At 66.3% G+C, this 17262-nt stretch carries 16 protein-coding genes; 6 read left to right on the top strand and 10 right to left on the bottom strand.

The features are described 5' to 3' along the window. Positions 1–37 precede the first annotated feature (37 nt). Entirely contained in the window at positions 38–253 is a 216-nt protein-coding gene (locus ACIA49_RS37225; protein WP_396382982.1) for a hypothetical protein, read from the top strand. Positions 254–281: 28 nt separating this feature from the next. On the opposite strand, the gene ACIA49_RS37220 is transcribed toward ACIA49_RS37225, so the two are convergent. Together ACIA49_RS37220 and ACIA49_RS37215 are read right to left on the bottom strand one after the other, a co-directional pair. Further along, positions 282–1040 carry an SDR family NAD(P)-dependent oxidoreductase gene (locus tag ACIA49_RS37220; RefSeq protein WP_396382981.1) on the bottom strand — a complete coding sequence of 253 codons (759 nt, stop codon included), beginning with the start codon at positions 1038–1040 and terminating at the stop codon, positions 282–284. Further along, positions 1037–2140 carry an FAD-dependent oxidoreductase gene (locus ACIA49_RS37215; protein ID WP_396382980.1) on the bottom strand — a complete coding sequence of 368 codons (1104 nt, stop codon included), beginning with the start codon at positions 2138–2140 and terminating at the stop codon, positions 1037–1039. Before ACIA49_RS37215 ends, ACIA49_RS37220 begins: the two co-directional genes overlap by 4 nt. 129 nt (positions 2141–2269) lie before the next feature. Between ACIA49_RS37215 and ACIA49_RS37210 the strand changes: the two genes are divergently transcribed. From ACIA49_RS37210 to ACIA49_RS37195, 4 genes are all read left to right on the top strand, one after another. Continuing rightward, positions 2270–2923 (top strand): TetR/AcrR family transcriptional regulator, encoded by a 654-nt coding sequence (locus ACIA49_RS37210; protein ID WP_396382979.1) that lies wholly within the window; start codon positions 2270–2272, stop codon positions 2921–2923. A gap of 19 nt (positions 2924–2942) precedes the next feature. Beyond that, positions 2943–3539, top strand: a complete 597-nt coding sequence (locus ACIA49_RS37205; protein ID WP_396382978.1) for a cadmium resistance transporter — start codon at positions 2943–2945, stop codon at positions 3537–3539. An 80-nt stretch (positions 3540–3619) separates the two neighbouring features. Next, a complete protein-coding gene (locus tag ACIA49_RS37200; protein ID WP_396382977.1) occupies positions 3620–3988 on the top strand; it encodes a hypothetical protein in 369 nt (122 codons plus the stop codon). A gap of 6 nt (positions 3989–3994) precedes the next feature. Continuing rightward, positions 3995–6700, top strand: coding sequence for an Hsp70 family protein (locus tag ACIA49_RS37195; RefSeq protein WP_396382976.1), 2706 nt, complete (start codon positions 3995–3997; stop codon positions 6698–6700). Here the strand turns inward: ACIA49_RS37195 and ACIA49_RS37190 are convergent. The 5 genes from ACIA49_RS37190 to ACIA49_RS37170 form a co-directional block, all read right to left on the bottom strand. Beyond that, positions 6685–7611 carry a glycoside hydrolase family 26 protein gene (locus ACIA49_RS37190; RefSeq protein ID WP_396382975.1) on the bottom strand — a complete coding sequence of 309 codons (927 nt, stop codon included), beginning with the start codon at positions 7609–7611 and terminating at the stop codon, positions 6685–6687. The genes ACIA49_RS37195 and ACIA49_RS37190 overlap by 16 nt on opposite strands. Before the next feature lie 32 nt (positions 7612–7643). Then, a complete protein-coding gene (locus tag ACIA49_RS37185; RefSeq protein WP_396382974.1) occupies positions 7644–8867 on the bottom strand; it encodes a sensor histidine kinase in 1224 nt (407 codons plus the stop codon). Further along, positions 8864–9529 carry a response regulator transcription factor gene (locus tag ACIA49_RS37180; RefSeq protein ID WP_396382973.1) on the bottom strand — a complete coding sequence of 222 codons (666 nt, stop codon included), beginning with the start codon at positions 9527–9529 and terminating at the stop codon, positions 8864–8866. Before ACIA49_RS37180 ends, ACIA49_RS37185 begins: the two co-directional genes overlap by 4 nt. 74 nt (positions 9530–9603) lie before the next feature. Beyond that, on the bottom strand, positions 9604–10602 hold the full coding sequence (locus tag ACIA49_RS37175) for a hypothetical protein (protein WP_396382972.1): 999 nt from the start codon (positions 10600–10602) through the stop codon (positions 9604–9606). A gap of 41 nt (positions 10603–10643) precedes the next feature. Continuing rightward, positions 10644–11039 (bottom strand): YbhB/YbcL family Raf kinase inhibitor-like protein, encoded by a 396-nt coding sequence (locus ACIA49_RS37170; protein WP_396382971.1) that lies wholly within the window; start codon positions 11037–11039, stop codon positions 10644–10646. 58 nt (positions 11040–11097) lie between these two features. On the opposite strand from ACIA49_RS37170, the gene ACIA49_RS37165 reads away from it, so the two are divergent. Next, complete coding sequence (locus tag ACIA49_RS37165) at positions 11098–11748, top strand: hypothetical protein (RefSeq protein WP_396382970.1); 651 nt, start codon at positions 11098–11100, stop codon at positions 11746–11748. 342 nt (positions 11749–12090) lie between these two features. Here ACIA49_RS37165 and ACIA49_RS37160 read toward each other — a convergent pair whose 3' ends face one another. The 3 genes from ACIA49_RS37160 to ACIA49_RS37150 all read right to left on the bottom strand — a co-directional run bounded on the left by ACIA49_RS37160 (position 12091) and on the right by ACIA49_RS37150 (position 16936). Then, complete coding sequence (locus tag ACIA49_RS37160) at positions 12091–12522, bottom strand: hypothetical protein (protein WP_396382969.1); 432 nt, start codon at positions 12520–12522, stop codon at positions 12091–12093. Positions 12523–13076: 554 nt separating this feature from the next. After that, a complete protein-coding gene (locus ACIA49_RS37155; RefSeq protein ID WP_396382968.1) occupies positions 13077–14957 on the bottom strand; it encodes a UvrD-helicase domain-containing protein in 1881 nt (626 codons plus the stop codon). Further along, entirely contained in the window at positions 14954–16936 is a 1983-nt protein-coding gene (locus tag ACIA49_RS37150) for an ATP-dependent nuclease (RefSeq protein ID WP_396382967.1), read from the bottom strand. The genes ACIA49_RS37155 and ACIA49_RS37150 overlap by 4 nt, the downstream gene beginning before the upstream one ends. Between the last annotated feature and the right edge of the window lie 326 nt (positions 16937–17262).

Below are 17262 nucleotides of genomic sequence, written 5' to 3'. Positions count from 1 at the left end.
GGACCCCAAGGCGCTCTCCACCACCAAGAGCGTCACGGTGACGACAGATGCCTCCGGCAACCAACTCCGAGCCGCGAGGACGGGTACAGCTGAACGGTTCCGCTGGATCGACACCGGCAACGGCTTCGTCGACCTGCAGGCGGCGTCGAACGGGAAGTACGTGCCGGCCCGCGCTGACGAGGCCGAATCCCCGTTGCGCGCCAAGAGCGGCGTACAGGGTGAATGGGAGAAGTACAGCTGGGGCGCTACGTGACCGGCCTTGGCTAGGCTCCAGCGGGTCGTCACAACTGGACGAGGCCGCCGTCGACCGGTATCTCGGCACCGGTCAGGTAGGTCGAGTGTGGGCCTGCCAGGAACAGGACGGCCCCGGCGGCCTCGACCGGCTCAGCCCACCGGCGAAGTGGCACCTCGGTCTCGGCCCATTCCTGGAGCGCAGCCTCGTACTCGGGGGCGCCTGCGCCGGTCATGGGCGTAGCCACGGCACCGAAGGACACGGTGTTGACCCGGATCGATCGCTGCAGGAATTCCGGCTGGGCCGCGAACCCGCGGCCCAGTGCACGGACCCCGGCCTTGGCCGCATTGTACAAGGGGTCGCCGATCCGGCCGTTGTGGTAGCCGACCGAGGCCGTCAGGATCACCGAAGCGTGGTCGGCGAGCAGGCCCGCGCATTCGAGCACGGTGAAGAACGTGCTCTTCAAGTTGGTGTCGATGACCTGATCGAACGTCTCCTCGGTGGTGTCGAAGAGCTCCGGCGCGTTGGAGGCTCCGGCGTTGGCGAACAGGATGTCGATCGCCGTCGTGCCATGCTCGCGGAGAGCGGCGGCGAGCCGGGCGGCTCCCGCCGCGCTGGACAGGTCGGTCGCGATCCACCGCGTGCCAGGACCCAGCTCTTCGGCCGCGGCAGCCAGCCGCTGTTCCGACCGGCCCGCGATGGTCACCGTGGCTCCTTCCGTCGCGAGCAATCGCGCCGAAGCGAGCCCGATCCCACTGGATCCGCCCGTGACGACCGCGGTCCGTCCGGCCAGCAACCCGCCGCTCACGCCGGCTCCACCATGGCGAGCAGAGCTGACGGCCCGGCCGGGGTCAGGAGGATGTCCTGGACGGCCAGGGTCTCTGTGATCGCTGCTTCCATCCGATCGAGCATCGTGCGCTCGTACTGGGCGATCGCAGCGTCGACGTCATCGTGCTCGGTCAGCGCGGTCACCAGTTCGAGGGCATCCACCAGGCCCAGGTTGACCCCTTGCCCCGTGTACGGCGGCATTCCGTGGGCAGCGTCGCCGACCAGCGTGATGGCGTGGTGCTGCTGCCAGTGCTGCCGGGCGGGCAGTGCGTAGAGCGGCCACCATCCGAGATCACCGTCGACCTCGTCGAGTGCCCGCAGCAGCCGGGGCGACCAGCCGGTGAGCTGAGCGGTCACCTCCGCCATCCGGGGTTCCAGACCGGCCAAGTTCGGGTCCTCGCTACGCCGCTGAGCGACGTACATCCGGATCGATCCGTCGCCGTGCCGTTGGGACAGCAGGGCCTGGTCGACGCCGATCACGAGACCCGCCCCCTCGCCCGCGAGTTCGGCCGCGAACGACCCCTTCTCCGGCGCCGAGATGTCACCGCCGAGGAAGGTCACGCCGGTGTAGGCCGGGGTCTCGTCGGTGATGACCGGCCGGACCTTCGAGTTGATGCCGTCGGCACCGACCACCACGTCGGCCTCGATCGGCGCGGAGCCCGCGACGTGCAGCCGCCACCGATCGCCGATCGGCTCCACTTCGGTCACCCGGCGTCCCCACTCGATCCGGTCCGGCGGCAGCGAGTCGAGCAGCAGGGACCGCAACTGCCGGCGATCGATCTCCGGCCGGAACTCCGCTTCGTCGCCCTCGTCGGTGGACAACAGCAGTGTTCCCTCGGTGTCGAAGTACCTGGTCCGCTGACCCTGTGGCCGCGCGAGTCGCTCGAACTCCGCCGTCAGCCCGGCCGCGGCGATCGTCCGCAGACCGGAATCCGCGCCGAGGTCCAGCGAGCCGCCCTGCGTGCGCGCCGAACGATCGGCGTCTCGTTCCAGCACCCGCACATCGAATCCCCGGCTGTGCAGCAACAGCGCTGTCGCCAGACCCACCGGGCCGGCACCCACCACCACGATCTCCGTCATCGTCCGCTCCCTGTCAGAAAGTGTCACTCACCATGAAAGGTAACTCGCTTACTTTTTATCTTCAAACCGGCCCGGCGGTGATCGACTCCGAAAGGTCAGTGAGTGTGCTTCGGTGTTACGGTGACGCGTATGCCGACCGCGGGACCGGAAGACGTCGCCGGCCTGAGCCTGCGGGAGCGCAAGAAGCGGCTCACCCGGCAGGCACTGATCCAGATCGCGACCGAGAGGTTCGCCCAGCGCGGCTTCGACCAGGTCACGGTGGCCGAGATCGCCGACGCGGCCAACGTCGCCGCGAAGACCGTGTTCGTCTACTTCCCCACCAAGGAAGACCTCGTGTTCCACGGTGAGGCCGAGATGCAGCGATCCCTCGTCGAGCGGATCCGCAACCGTCCGGCCGGCGACTCCCCGCTGGACGCGATCACGGGCCTGCTGGCCGACCTGATGACCACGAGCCCCCGCGGACCGGTGAGCGAACTGGAACGACTGCTGCGCATGCTCGACGACAGCGCCTCGCTACGGTCCCGGATGCGACTGATGTGGGAGCGGTTCGAGGACGCGATCGCCGCCGAACTGGCGGCCGACACCGGCGTACCGCCGGAGTCACCGCAACCCCGGATCGCCGCGGCACAACTGATCGTCATCTATCGCACGCTGTCGACCCCCGAAGTGATGACCTACCTGCGATCCCAGCCGAAGAACCGGCAACGCAAGGCGTTCACAGGCTGGCTCACCACCGCCACCGAGATGGTCGGCCACGGCATCGCCGACTACGCCCGCCGCTGAGACGAGAGATCACTCAGGGATGAACCCCGGCATCGCCGGCCAGGCCGCCGGCCTGTTCGCCGTCACCAACATCGACGACCTCCTCGTCCTGGCGCTGTTCTTCGCCCAAGGCGCCGGCCGCCGTGGGTCAGCGCGCACCATCGCGATCGGGCAGTACGCCGGATTCCTCGCGATCCTCGTCATCGCGGTCGCTGCGGCCTTCGGTACGACGTTCCTGCCGGACCAGGGCGTCCCCTACCTCGGCCTCTTGCCGCTGGCGCTCGGGGTCAGGGCCGCGATCCAGGCCTGGCGGCACCGCAACGACCCGGCCGACAGCAACCCGGCCAGGACCACCGCACCCTCCGCCGCGGCCGTGGCTGCCGTGACCTTCGCCAACGGCGGCGACAACATCGGCGTCTACGTCCCCGTCTTCGCGACCGCCGGCATCGGCGGCATGATCGGCTACGTCGTCGTCTTCCTGATTCTGCTCGCCGTCTGGATCGCCGCCGGCCGCTACTTCGCCACCCGCCCGGCGATCGCCAAGGCCCTGGCGCGCTGGGGCCACATCCTGCTGCCCGTCGTCCTCATCGGCATCGGCCTGCTCATCCTTGTCGAGGGCAAGGCCTTCGGCCTCTAGCTGGAGCGGCATCGCCGGTCCGATCGTTGCGCCGGTATCTCCTCTAGACTCGGAGCCTGCGAGGAGATGGGGGGCTCGGGGTGGACTCGGTCTGGCTGGTGCTCGAGAGTGCGGACGACGATCCGCAGTACGTCGACGAACAGCTGCTGCATCTGATCGACGACCTGCGAGAGATCGATCTGGACAGCGTCGAGCGTGCTGCGGACGGCGTCGCGCCACCGGGCACGCGAGCGATGGACGCGATGGCTGTCGGGGCGCTCGTCGTCGGGCTCGGCAGCAGCGGTGCCCTGCTGCCGGTGCTGGTCACTGTTGTACGGGACTGGTTGCTGCGCCGGCGGTCGGGGTCGATCCGGCTCAAGATCGGCGACGACGAGATCGAGTTGACGGCTGCCTCGGATGCGCTGCAGCAGCGCGCTTTGGAGGACTTCCTCCGTCGCCACGAGGGCTGATCCGTCATGGCGAGCCGGGCCCTGATCATCGCCAACAGCGTGTACGACGACGAGCAGTTCAGCGCGCTGCCGGCGGCAGCCGCGGATGCCCAGCACCTCGCGGCGGTGCTGGGCGATCCGGAGATCGGCGGTTTCGAGGTCGAGTCGCTGGTCGACGTCGGCCAGCGGGCCGCGATGCGATCGCTGGAGTCCTTCTTCACGCGGGCCGGACGCGACGACCTGCTCCTGGTTCATCTGTCCCTGCACGGCTGGAAGGACATCCGCAACCGGCTGCACTTCGTCATGCGCGACACCGAACGCGACTACCCCGGATCGACCGCCGTCGCCGCCGACACGCTCAGTACCTTCATGAACGAGAGCCGATGCCGTCGCATCGTCGTCCTGCTGGACTGTTGCTACAGCGGCGCGTTCACGCTGAACGCACAGCGTCGGGACCCGGCGCCGCCGGCCGTCGATGTCGCCGAACCGTTCGCGGGCAACGGCCGGGTCGTGATCACGGCGTCCACCTCGCTGCAGTACGCGCATGAAGGCGAGCTCGATGTGCGGTACAGCCGGACGCCCGCGCAGCCGTCCGTCTTCACCTCGGCCGTGGTCCGCGGTCTTCGCGACGGCGCCGCCGATCTGGACGGCGACGGCCTGATCTCGGTCGAGGAGCTCTACGACTTCGTCCACGAGCAAGTACGCCAGCAGATCGCCGGTCAGACGCCGACGCTGAGTGTGGACAGTGCGCAGGGAACCATCTACGTCGCTCGAAGTCCCCGCCATGCCGACACCGACAGGCTCACCGAGATGCGCCTGGGCGTCAATGACGCCCAGCCCTGGAAGCGCGTCGGATCACTCCACCTCGTCGCGCAGCTGCTCGGCAGCGTGCGTGAGGCGACGCGGGACGCGGCCGAAGCGGCCTTGCTCGGGCTGATCGCCGATGCTGACCGCGAGGTCGCGAACCGTGCCCGCCAGCTGTGGCACGAGCGTGGGCTCGGCGAGATCCCGACCGTACGGCGTCCGCGTCCGGAGCCGCCAGCACCTGGACCACAGCGGTTGGGTCCCGCGGTAGGCATCGATTTCGGTACGACGAACTCGTCGATCGCGATCCTCGAGGGCGACGACGTACGCATCGTCCCGAACGCGGAAGGCTCGCTCACGACGCCGAGCCTGCTGGCCATCACCGCGAACGGCGACCTCCTGATCGGAGCGGCCGCCAAGCGGCAGGCGCTCCAGAACGCCGAGTTCACCGTCCGATCGGTCAAGCTGCGGCTGGGCACGGACTGGAGCATCACCCGTGGAGACGTCCGACTGACCGCCGAGGACATCGCCGAACTCATCCTGCGCAGGCTGCGCGAGGACGCCGAGGCCTATGCCGGGCAACCGCCTCGGCAGGCGGTCGTCACGGTCCCGGCGAACTTCGACCTGGCCCAGCGAGCGGCACTGGTCGAGACCGCGCGCCGAGCCGGTCTCAACGTCCAGCGGGTCCTGAACGAGCCGACCGCCGCCGCGCTCACCTACGGACTGGGCAGGCTGACCGACGCCAGAGCGCTGATCTTCGATCTCGGTGGCGGCACCCTCGACGTCAGCCTGGTCGAGGTCGGCGACGGCGTCGTGGAGGTCAAAGCCACATCCGGTGACCGGCAACTCGGCGGCGACGACTGGGACCAGCGCCTCGCGGAGCATCTGATCGGCCGGGTCCGCGACGCGTACGGCGTCGATCTGTCCCAGGACGCCCTCGCGCGCCAGCGCTTCCAGGACGCGGCCGAAATGGCCAAGATCGAGTTGTCGTCGGCGACCAGCACGGTCGTGCGGTTACCCTTCCTCACCTCGACCCCAGCCGGCCCGGTGCATTTCGAGCAGGTGGTGACACGCGTCGAGTTCGAGCGGATGACCAACGATCTGCTGGAGCGCTGCCGAGGCCCGATCGAACAGGCCCTCCAGGACGCCGGGATGCATCCGTCGATGATCGACCAGGTAATTCTGACCGGCGGAGCGACCCGGATGCCTGCCATCGGCGACCTCGTGCGGCAGGCCACTGGTGGCCAGCACCCGTACCGCGGACTCATTCCCGACGGAATCGTCACCGGCGCCGCGCTCCAAGCCGGAGTACTGGAGGGAGCCATCAAAGACACCCTTCTCCTCGACGTGGTTTCGGCGCCGCTCGGGGTCGACACGTCCGACGGCTCGGTCCTGACCCTCATCGCCCGCGGCACGACGATCCCTACCCGCTCCTGGGCTTACGCCGGCCCGAGCGCCGGCGAGCAGACCGCCATGACGCTACGAGTCCTCGAAGGCGAATTCGCGGCCGCCGACCGGAACAAGACGCTTGCCCTCCTCGAACTGTCGGATCTCCCCCGCCATCCCATCGGGACACCGCTGATCGAAGTGGAGTTCGATGTCGACGCCAACAGCACCCTGCACGTCCGCGCCAGAGAGCTCCGGGGCACCACCGCCCAGATCGTCGACCGCGCCCACGCGCTGCACGAGCTCCGGACGGCCATGCTCCGCGTCGGTTACCGAGACGCTTCACACCGCCGGCAACTCGAAGCGGAGCTCACCGCGCTGGAGTCCGACTCGTTCACCGCACGCACCTGGCAAACGATCGTCGACCGCGTCTCCATGTCTCGGGCGGCCGCCCGCCTGGCATCAGTCGATCGGGCGAGGCTTCGCAGCCACACGCCCATCCTGTCCAAGGCGCCCGGACCGAGGGGTCACGGGGCGAAGTAGGGGTTGGCGGCCAGGTTCTGGTAGGCCTGGAGGGCGGCGGGCGAAGAGGTGAGTTGCCACTGGCGTTCCTTCGCGATGTCGAACCAGACGAAGGCTTTGATCAGCGGGAAGCGTTGCTGGAGGGTGGGGACGATGCCGGCGATCCAGGCTGCTTTGTCGCCGCCGGTCTCGTCGGAGGCCGATTCGCCGATGATGACCGGTTTGCCGACCTTGGCCAGGTCGTCGTACAGGCCGGCGAAGACCTCTTCGAAGGTCTGCCACTCGAAGTCCGGGTCGGAGGTGCCCCAGTTGTAGCCGTCGATGCCGGTCCAGTCGACGTAGGCGTCACCTGGGTAGTAGGCCATGGCGGTCGGGGCGCCGTCGGAGTCGGTGTTGTTCGGGCACCAGGCCCATTCCACGTTGGTCACGCCGCGGGCGGTGAAGAGGTCGTGGATGTGGCGGTAGGCGGCGATGTATCTGGCCGGTGAGTGGTCGCCCCAGCCTTCTTCCTCGTTCATCTCGGCCGCGAAATCCAGCATGACCTTGGCTTTGAGCGTCTTCACGCCGTCGGCGCGGGCCTTGATCGTGTCATCCAGCTTCCCGGCGGTGATGTCGTCGAAGTCGACGCCGAAGGGCTCCCAGTTGATCAGCGGGATCCGGCCGTCGGCGAGGTCGGACCGGGTCGCGTCCGACGTGACCCAGTCGTCCTTCCAGTTGTAGTACGTCAGGTGGATGGCCGGTTTGCGGCCGATCCGGGCGTCGGTCTCGGCGATGGTTCCGGAGCCGTAGTAGTGCCCGAGGAGCGCGCCGTGTGCGGGCGCGAGACTGCTCTGCGAGCTCGGCGTCGCCGCGACCGGCCGTTGGTCGATGGTTGTGCAAGCGGTCAGAGTGACTGCCACCGCGATGGCCATCGCCGCGTGAATTCTCTTCATGCCCGCAGCGTGTCAAGACGTTGATGAGAAGATCATGAGACGGCGTGGACGGGCAGGATCAACTCTGCCAAGGTCCCGCCGCCGTCGGCGGCCAGAAGGCGTGCCGATCCCCCGTGCAGTCCGGCGACCCAGCGCACGATCGCCAGTCCGATGCCGGTGCCGCCAGGTTCACCGGTGACGGTGCGCTCGAACATCCGCTCCCGATCTGCTTCCGCGACTCCCGGACCGTGGTCGCGGACGGCGACCCGGCCATCGGCGACTGTGACCACGACCTCGGTTCCACCGCCGTGACGTACGGCGTTGTCGACGAGGTTGCGCACGGCCTGCCCGAGCAGGTCCGGATCGCCGAGCACGATGCAAGGCTCCGCAGCGAGGCGGACGTCGTACCCGTCAAGGACCTGTTCGACGAGCAGATCCAGCCGTAGGGGTTCGCGCTCGGGGTTGACCGTGCCGGCTTCCAGCCGGGCCCGGACCAGCAGGCCGGAGACCAATCGGCCCAGCTCCCCGGCCAGGCGAGCGGCTCGTTGGAGTGCGTCCGTACGCCGGTTGGGGTCGCGGAGCCCGGCCTCGGTGACCAGTTGGAGCGTTGCCAGCGGCGTACGCAACTCGTGCGCCGCTTCGGCCAGGAACTGTTCCTGCTGGTCGAGGGCGTGCATCGCGGGCCGCATGCTTCGCCCGGACAACAGATGACCCGCCGCGGCGGCGACCAGCAGCAGCACCGCACATCCCAAAGCGAGCCACCGGACCAGTAAGGCGTGCTGGTGCCGCTCGGCGGCGCCACTGCCACGGGCGACAACTACCGCGCCGATGCGGTCGCCGTTCCACACACCCGCCGCCGCGACCCGAACCGGATGTCCGTCGCCGACCGCATCGCCCAGCGCTGTTTCCTCAGTACGGCGTGCCTCCGCCGCCACACTCGCGATGTCCGCCGGGGCCGCCCCGCCGCGTGGGTAGCGTTCCGTCAGCTCGCCGGCGGCATTCCACTCGAACACCGCGACCGAGGCCGAACCAGCCGCCAGAATGTCTTCGCGCAAGGGCTCGAGGTGCAGGCTCCCGGCGTCGTCGTACCAGACTGCTCGCGACAGCGCGGTGGCGGTGCGATCGACGTCCAGATCCAGTGCCGACGACCGTGAGCTGGCGTCGATCCCGGCAGCGATCGCGGCCAGCACCACAAGGCACACCGCAGTGCCGAGGGTGTAGAGCGCAGTCAGCTGCCACCGAAGCCGCCGCAGCCGCGTGCGGGCCGGTGTGATCACGCTGCCGGCCCCTCGACCAGGTACCCGGCGCCGCGCACCGTGCTGATCACCGGTACGCCGAGCTTGCGGCGCAGCTGGGCGATGACCGCGTCGACGACGTTCGACATCGGGTCGGCCTGTTCGTCCCAGCAATGTTCGATCAGGTCGATGCGGGAGACGACCTGCCCGGCGCGCACCGCCAGGAATTCCAGAACCGCGAACTCCTTCGCGCCCAGGGCAAGCAGAATGCCGTCACGGCGAACCCGCTTGCGGGCGGTATCGATCTCCAGACCGCCGGCGTACAGGATCGGTGGCCGCGGTTGCTCGCCCCGCCGGCACAGCACGCCGACCCGGGCCACGAGTTCGGCGAACGCGAACGGCTTGACGAGATAGTCGTCGGCGCCCTCGGTCAGCCCGTCGACGCGATCGGCCACCGTGTCCATCGCGGTCAGCATCAGCACCGGCAGGCTGGTGCCGTGGCCGCGAAGAGTCCGCACCAGCTCCAGGCCGTCGCCGTCCGGCACCATCCGGTCGAGGACCAGACAGTCGTACTCGTTGACGGAGACAGCGAAACCGGCATCCGCGACCGTTGCCACCAGGTCGACCGCGTAGCCGACCGACCGCAAGCCTCCCGCGATCTCGGCACCGAGCTCCGCTTCGTCCTCCAGGACCAGCACCCGCACGCCCCGATGATAGTCACGGGCGCTCGCACACCGTCCCGGGCGCGCGGGGCAACGGGCGTGGCGGTGCTACACCGTCAGGAGTCGTCTTCGGCGCGAGCCAGGCGCTCGCGGCGATCTTGTTCGCGCTTGGAGTAGGCGGCCGCGCGGATCGCCTCATCCGACTCCAGGCCCGAGCCGAGCCCACCGCCCACGGTGGCGGCGGATGCGACGAACCAGGCCAGCACGAACAGGTCGCCATGACCCATCGGGACTCCGGAGGAGCTGCTCATCACCTGGGGGTCGAGGACGAAGTACGCCCACGCCAGATTCACGACGTACAAGGCGGCGTAGCAGATGAGTACGCCGACTGCCAGCGTCAGGAGGGTGGAGGCGTTGTACAGGCGTGACCGCTCCTTCGCCTGCGGGGAGTCGTCGTCCGGGCGGTCCCACAGTTCGCCGTCGATCACCAGCCAGCCGACCACGAGCGCGATCGAGGCGATGCTCGCGACCACCAGACGCCACCACGACAGCGAACCCGCGAGCAGCCAGATCGTGGAGTTGACGGTGGCCACAGCTCCGGTGGCGAGCGCCGCGACGAGCGCGGACTTCAGCCCGGGCACCAACAGCCATGGACGGTTGGCGAGCACCATCCCCCGAAGCAGCCGCAAGCGCCCCCGCAGCCGCGGCAGGGCGACGTGGCGCTCCGCGTCCGTGTCGGGATCAGCCATGCCGCTGACCAGCGAGCGAACAGCCTTGCGGGCACGGGTATGCATCCAGAGCCCGCCGAGCGCAGGCAACGACAGTACGGCGGTGCGTTGCTCCGGATCGGTCTCCACGAGCAAGTGCCGACCCTCATGATCGTGCAACGGCAGCTCGGTCAGGCCAACCACAAAGTCCCAGTCCCGCTCCCGAGCGCGGTCCTGCAACCTCCCCACTGCCGCCCCGACATCCTCCGAGCCCGTGGTGAAGGGCTCACTCACCACGTCGATATCCCACGTGTCGTCGCCACTGAGTGGTCGCAGGTCGGTCATTCGCCGAGCGGCCACAGTCGGAGCAGCCGGATCCGCCACAAGCCCAACACGAAGGGAGTTCATACCGAGCGAGTATGCCCCGTCCGAACAGGATTGGCCGTGGGTTACGTCGTACGGCGATAGGTGGCGACGAAAGTGGCGGTGGCAGTAGTCGAGGGCTTGGCGGCCGCGAGCACCGACCGGGCGGGGGCGCCGTACGGGAGGCTGAGCGGTTTAGCCAAGGCCAGCAAGGTGAAACGGTAATGATGGGTCTCGCCGCGGGGTGGGCAGGGCCCGTTGTACGTCGCTTCACCGAGGTCACTCAAGGCCTCGCGGGCAGCTTCGGGCTTCGTGTGTTCGGCAAGGCCGCCCACATCCGGTGGGATCATCCATTCAACCCAGTGGATGAGCGGCCCCGGCTTGTCCTCGTCGACCATCGACAACACCAGCTCGACCGTCCCGGCCGGAAGGTTACTGAAGACCAGCGGTGGGGAGTAGTCCCCTGCTCCATCGCAAGTCATCCGCGGATCGAAACTGCCGTCCGCATGAAACCCCTCCCCCGGCCCGATCGTGAACCGGGTGTTCGACGGTGTGGCCGAGGGCCCCGAAACGCCTGCCTGCGAAGCATTCGAGCAGCCCGCGACACCTGAAAGCAAGACAGCCAAGGTGGCGACAGTTCGCCAGCGCACCACCTACCCGAGCTCCCTGGCCGACGTAGTCTTCTTGGCGCTCGCCACCGGCTGCGGCCTCCCGGCACGAACGGCCAACACCCGAACAGCAATGAAGACAGCCGCGCTGACCAGTGCCAACGCGACAATCAAGACAGCGAACAGAACCGGCATACTCATCTGGTCGAACATCGTTCGCACCTTCCTCTCGGTCAGCTCGAACGCTACGCCCGCAATCCCCCACCCGCGCTTACCCACAGCTAACGGCCAAGACCCCGTGCGCTGGCGGCAGTTGCCCGACGTGATCCCCGTCGGCGCCATCAGCAAGGTCTACGCACTCAAGCAGCTGCGATTCCTTGGTCGCCCCGTGGATCCTGCGAGTCTGATCAGGTACGAGTCGGCGCCTCGGTCGCATGTGAACCCGGTGTTCGGGCGCCGGCAGTTGCGGTCGATCAAACCGTCGGAGATCGCGGCCTGGGTCGTTGACCTGATGCGCGGTTCGGGCCGTCCACCGCGCGTACGGCGTTTTTGGTGCTGTATGGGGCGCTCGGTCTGGCGGTAGACGACGAGACGATCAAGGCGTTGGCGGTCTGAGGCCGGCTCCACGCCAGCCACCGGTTTTGGTTGTGCGCGCTAGCCGCTCGGCGGCGGTAGCCGCCAGGGTGGTCGGCGGTAGCCGGCACGGGATGCTCCGGCGTTAGCCGTGTGCGGGGCTGTGCTAACGGATGCGCATACCGGAGATAGCTCGGGAGACGATAAGGCGCTGGATCTCTGAGGTGCCTTCGAAGAAGGTATAGATCTCTTCCAACCTCCCGGGCGACTCGCGTCGAACGGCCGAATCCGCGGCTGAGCTGCGCGTTTGTCTCCCAGCGTTGCTCACCCGTGATCGTCGTTTGCCATCGTCTCACGGAGCTGTGACGGAGATGAACTCTTCTATCGCCGTGCGACCAGCAACGACAAATGGCGCCGCGTAGACCCGCGATTCGTTCTGGGGGTAAACCGACGCGTGCGACGCAATCCAGCTCAGATAGATCGGCAACGCCGGTTCCCGGACCGCTGTCCCTCGCGGCGTGTCGACACGAAGGCGCAGGTCAGTCACGATGATCGGCGCCGGGGCCGGATTATGCACTACGAGGGGCAACACCAGCACGATCTTCGCGGGAGTGAACCCGCCGCTGTAGACATGTGACGTGTAGGCGCGCAGCAGGCCGCGTCGGACCTGAATCCACCAGAATGATCCGACTGTAAAGAGCAGCGCAAATATTGCGACCACGAGGCTTGGCGTCAGCCAAGATCCGCGCCCGCGCCCATCGATGATCAAGAAGACATACGACACAGTCGGAAGCTACACCGACTGCGGCTACAGCGGCTGACCTGCAGGTTGCATTAGCGAAGATGCCAGACGGAGGACTGACGTGTGCGAGTCGTGCTTCACTTCGATGGGTCCACAGTGCCTAGGCTGCAGGGACCGTGGCCGCTTCAGACCGAGCAGATCCTGGTTATAACGGCACTCCTTGATCGAGTTTCGGCTCACAGACGTCACCTACGCCTCCATGCGGGATTCGACTGGTACGCAACTTGGTGGCGATCGTCGCATCAACCTCGTCCGTAGGCACCTCAGCGTCGTGAGGGAACAGCCATGGAAACAAAGACACGTTGAACTGGGTCTACCGGAGTCAACAGCGATCGAACAGAAGGTGACCATCGCGACCAGATTGCACGCCTCCAGCCGGACCCACCCGAGCCGAAGCTATACGCGTCCCTCACGCTGGACGATGGAAGTCAGCGGCTGAGGCCATACGTCTCGCCGCCGCTTCGAAGCCGCCGAGTCAGATCCCGTCGCCGACCTCATCCTGTATGAAGGCGGGACTCAGCAGTCGCAACTGTCGTTCATTCGAAGCGGATCAGTTCGACACCGGCCTCGGTAAGCACCGCGTACAGGTCTGCAATCCGGTTGTTCGACCCACGGGCGTCACACTGTGTGAAGACCAGCTTTTCGGCTGCTCGGGACACGCCGACAAAGAACGTCATAGTGGATTCGATGACGTCTCGCGCGTGCGCCCACCATTGATCGTCGTCCAACCCGATGAAGAACACGGTGTGGTATTCAAGCCCCTTGCTGCGATGGATTGTAAGCAGCGGTACGGCGTCGTCTTCGCTGAAGCCATCCGCGACTTGATCCCACGAGTCGACACGGCCGACGACGTCAGACAGTCGGATCTCGAACGCTTCCAATGTGACTGCAACGTCTTCGGGCCGGTCCGCGAGGGTTCGCTTGTGACTGAGTTGATCGAGCTTCATGAACCCGACGAGCTTTTCGATGAGGTTGGTACTCGCATCCCCATCGTCGACCGAGTTCATCGCGAACCACGCACGAAGCTCGGTGAGGAACGCCGAGAGTTCATCGTCCATTCGCGTGCCGACCTCGCGGTCCTGGTCGGCCGGCACCAATCCGGCAAGAGTCGATGTCACTTCACGCCAGGTCTGCGGTTGTCCGCCGCGCGAGGCAGCCAGGCGAATCAGCCCGATCAGCAGCCGCGCCAACTCGTCCTTCAGCAAGTCCTGGAGCCTCAGTTTGCCGACCTGTGCATCGTCGTTTCGAACGCTGAGTCCCTGCGCGGCAAATGCCCGTCGGAGTTCGGGTTCGAGATTGGCGACCTGCTGGCGAGCGATCAGCGCGTAGTCGGACGGTTTGCGTAACGATGCCTCAACATCGCCGGCGATCGAGGCCGCCAGGGCCCGGGCTTCGAGTTGCGAGTTGGAGAATGACCAGATCTGCACCTGCGAATCGGTCGCGTCACCCGTGACCTGTGAGATCTGGAGCTGGCTCGCCTCGTCAAGCAGCGTGGCGAACCGGTGTTGGAGATCGACCAACGGTTGTGTCGAACGGAAGTTCCAGGTCAGCTCGTAGGGAGCGGCGCTGAAATCCTGCCTGAACTCCGCGAAGGCATCGGTCAATGCACCGGCCCAGCCCATTATTCGTTGCTTGCGGTCACCGACTGCTGTGACCGTCGTACCTTCACGCGCGAAGACGGCTCTCAGGAAGGAGTACTGGGCGTAGGTGGTGTCCTGGAACTCGTCGACGAAAACGAACGGATAGGTGGCAGTCAACGCACGCCTCAGCTGGGTGTTCGTGCGGATCAGTAGCTCGGCCAAGCGATTCAGTAGGACGAAGTCGAGCCGCGGCCAGTCGCGCGAGTGGTAATTACGCTCCCACCATTGCTGCACGGCGTACTCGCTGCCTGACGTCGGCGCCGGAATCTCAGCCAGCAACTCGTACGAGCCGACCACATTCGTGAGGAAGTCCGACGGTCGGATCGCAAAGATCTCGTCCTGAAATCCCCCAGGTGCCGATGACAGCAGGTCATATAGAAAGCTTTCCACGTCTGTCTTGCTGGCGAAGCCGATCTGGTAGTCACTCGGCAGGAACCAGTCCGCTGGCAGCAGGCCTCTGAATCGATCCACGATCGACTTCGTGAACGCATCGAACGTCATCGACGTGAACCGCGAGGCCAGGTCCGGTTGTCGGGCCTGGACGCGGCGCCGGAGATTGGCAGCGGAATCTCGCTTGAACGAAATGGCAAGAATCTGCTGTGGCGGTCGACACATGCCGGTCTCCAGCAGAAAGCTCGCACGTTGGGCGAGGAACTCCGTCTTGCCGGCTCCGGGACCGGCCGTGATCGACGCCGTGCCAGCACGCAAAGCGTCCCATGCCGCGGCCTCGAGGTTCTCAATGTCGTGAGGCCGCCAATCGGCCGGGTCCACCCTCATGTCGCGTCGACCGCCTCGCTGACCCGGTCAAGAAGACGACCAATTCGGTGCGGGGCTTCGGCGAGATCAGTCGTTGGCACCCGCGAGAGTGCGCGTAGATGAGTACTCGGCTTCGAATGCGTTAGGAACAGGTATCGATACCAACGCATTAGCTCGGTCGCGTCTGTCGAGTCCCAGCCGTCGACAGACGGCCGTACGTCTGGTTCGCCGAGAACAGCGTCGCGCGGATCACCTTTCGTGCTAGGTCCCTTGGCGCCCGGGTCGAGATTGTTGGTGTAGGCCGACTGGAAGTGTTTCAGAAGGACCATATCCAGATCGAGGGGAGCAGCGAAGTAGATACCCCACTGTTCAAGGTGATCCAGCCAAGTGTCGATCTGCTTCGTTGACAGCCCGGTGATCTGATCCGCCGAGGTGAAGCCTTGTATTCCCTCGAACGGATCGATTCCGATGTCGACCAGGCGGCTACAAGCATCCTTGATGCGTCCCTCCCCGCCCCCCGCGCGGCCCCAATCCAGATCGAGGAGCGTGGCGTGGGGAATCTCGAGGTCGTTGAGCAGTCGCCAAAAGTGGTTCGTGTGACGGCCGCCCAGTGGGATGACTGCGACGAACGACTGGTCGATGTGCATGCCTCGGGCTGCAGCAAGCATCGGGAGGACAAGCTCTTCCGAATCGCCCTCCCCGAGCACGACAAAGTGCGCGAAGTAGAGCTCCGGGTGAGCCCTGACTGCCTGACGAACGTACTTCCCAGCATCGTCTGAGTCGTCCGGAAGCACGATCTCACGCACCCGCGTTGTCCTGGTTGTCCCGTCGATCCGCAGGTGCCTGATCCGCTCGGGCTCGACTCGGGCGAGGACGCTGGCAGAGTGGCTAGAGATCACAGCCTGCGCTCGGCCCGATGAGGTCACATCCAGCAGTTGCTGCATGACGCGAGACAGGAAGTAGGGCGACAAGTTGTTCTCGGGCTCCTCGATCACAAGGAACGTCAAGGTCGGAAGCCTTGCCTCGGTGATGTCGAACTTGTCGTTGTGCTCCCCCGCCGCGATCTCGGCCTCGAGATCCAAGGTCGCAGCGGTCAGCGCGATATGGAGCAACGACTGTTGGCCGTCACTCAGTTCGGCGGCGCGTCGGACCCTCCCCGCAGGCGAAGGCTCGAACAGCATCTCGGCGTTGGCGACGAGAGCCCCCACTTCCTTCTCGATCGGCTGGAAGTAGGGATTGTGCTCAACTCTCAGGTGATGGAGCTCTTTCCACCGACCCGCAATTGCCGTCGTCACGCTCTGAACGGCGGCTTCCTTCTTGAACTCCTCGGACATCGTGCCCGCCGCCGTGCTGACGTGCGTACGGAACTCCTCCGACCACAAACTCGCGCGCCACACACGCCCACGCAGGAAGGCATCTACCTGCCGTGCACCACTTCGGGTCGCAGGCACGTACACCGCCTGAATACGATTCCGATCAGAGGGGCGGAGCTCGACCCACTGGTCTCCGTAGTCCTGCTCAAAGGTGTGCACAACACGACGGCTCTGCTCGATCGCACCGTCGACCGTTCCCTCGGCCGACCAGGTCGCCTCGAGGACGATCCGGAGCTTCAGATGCCCGTCATCGCTCGCTGACATCTGGGCGAAGAACTCCGGCACGGTCCGCTCGACGTTCCCGTGCCCCCCGTCGCCTTCGTCTTCGCCGTCCTCGTCCTCCTCTTCGTCCTCCTCGGCAAGCTCGGGAAACGCGAAGACCGCCTCGATCGACAACGTCCGCACATTTGGCGGCTCGTCTTCGCCATCCGGCACGTGAAAGTCGTCGACGCGCACCTGCCGCTGATCGCCGACAACGCTGAAGAGGCGAAGCAACGCCTGACAGGCCGCCGTCTTTCCAGACGCGTTCGGACCGATCATCGCGGTCAGATGCTCGTCGAACCGGATCTCGGTCCGCTCAGGACCAAAGCATTGAAAATTGGACAACGTGAGACTCTCAAGAAACATCGAGCTCTCCGGCGAGAACGCAAATTGCAGTATTCAACGAGATATCTCCCCTACAGGTCGCACGTCTTGCAGGAGTCAGAGCCTGGTGGACCGCTCGGTGATACATCTTGTCAGCTGATGGCCCGCCGATATGCTCACCTCGACCGCGGCACCGACCATGGCGGCCCATTCATGATCAAGCGTTCGATGATCGCCGTCGAGTCCCCACTGCGCAGACCAGGGTGACGAAACCTCTGGCCGACGAGCCAGGATCAGGGCCTACTCTTGCGTGCCGGACGCCGCGGCGCGCAGGAGAGCGCCAGACTGGAGACATGGCCTGTACAGAG

Origin of the sequence: Kribbella sp. NPDC051587, assembly GCF_044453945.1 — a bacterium.
Taxonomy (GTDB): Bacteria; Actinomycetota; Actinomycetes; order Propionibacteriales; family Kribbellaceae; genus Kribbella.
Note: the sequence above shows the minus strand (reverse complement) of the source record. Positions and strands in the feature narration are given on the sequence as shown.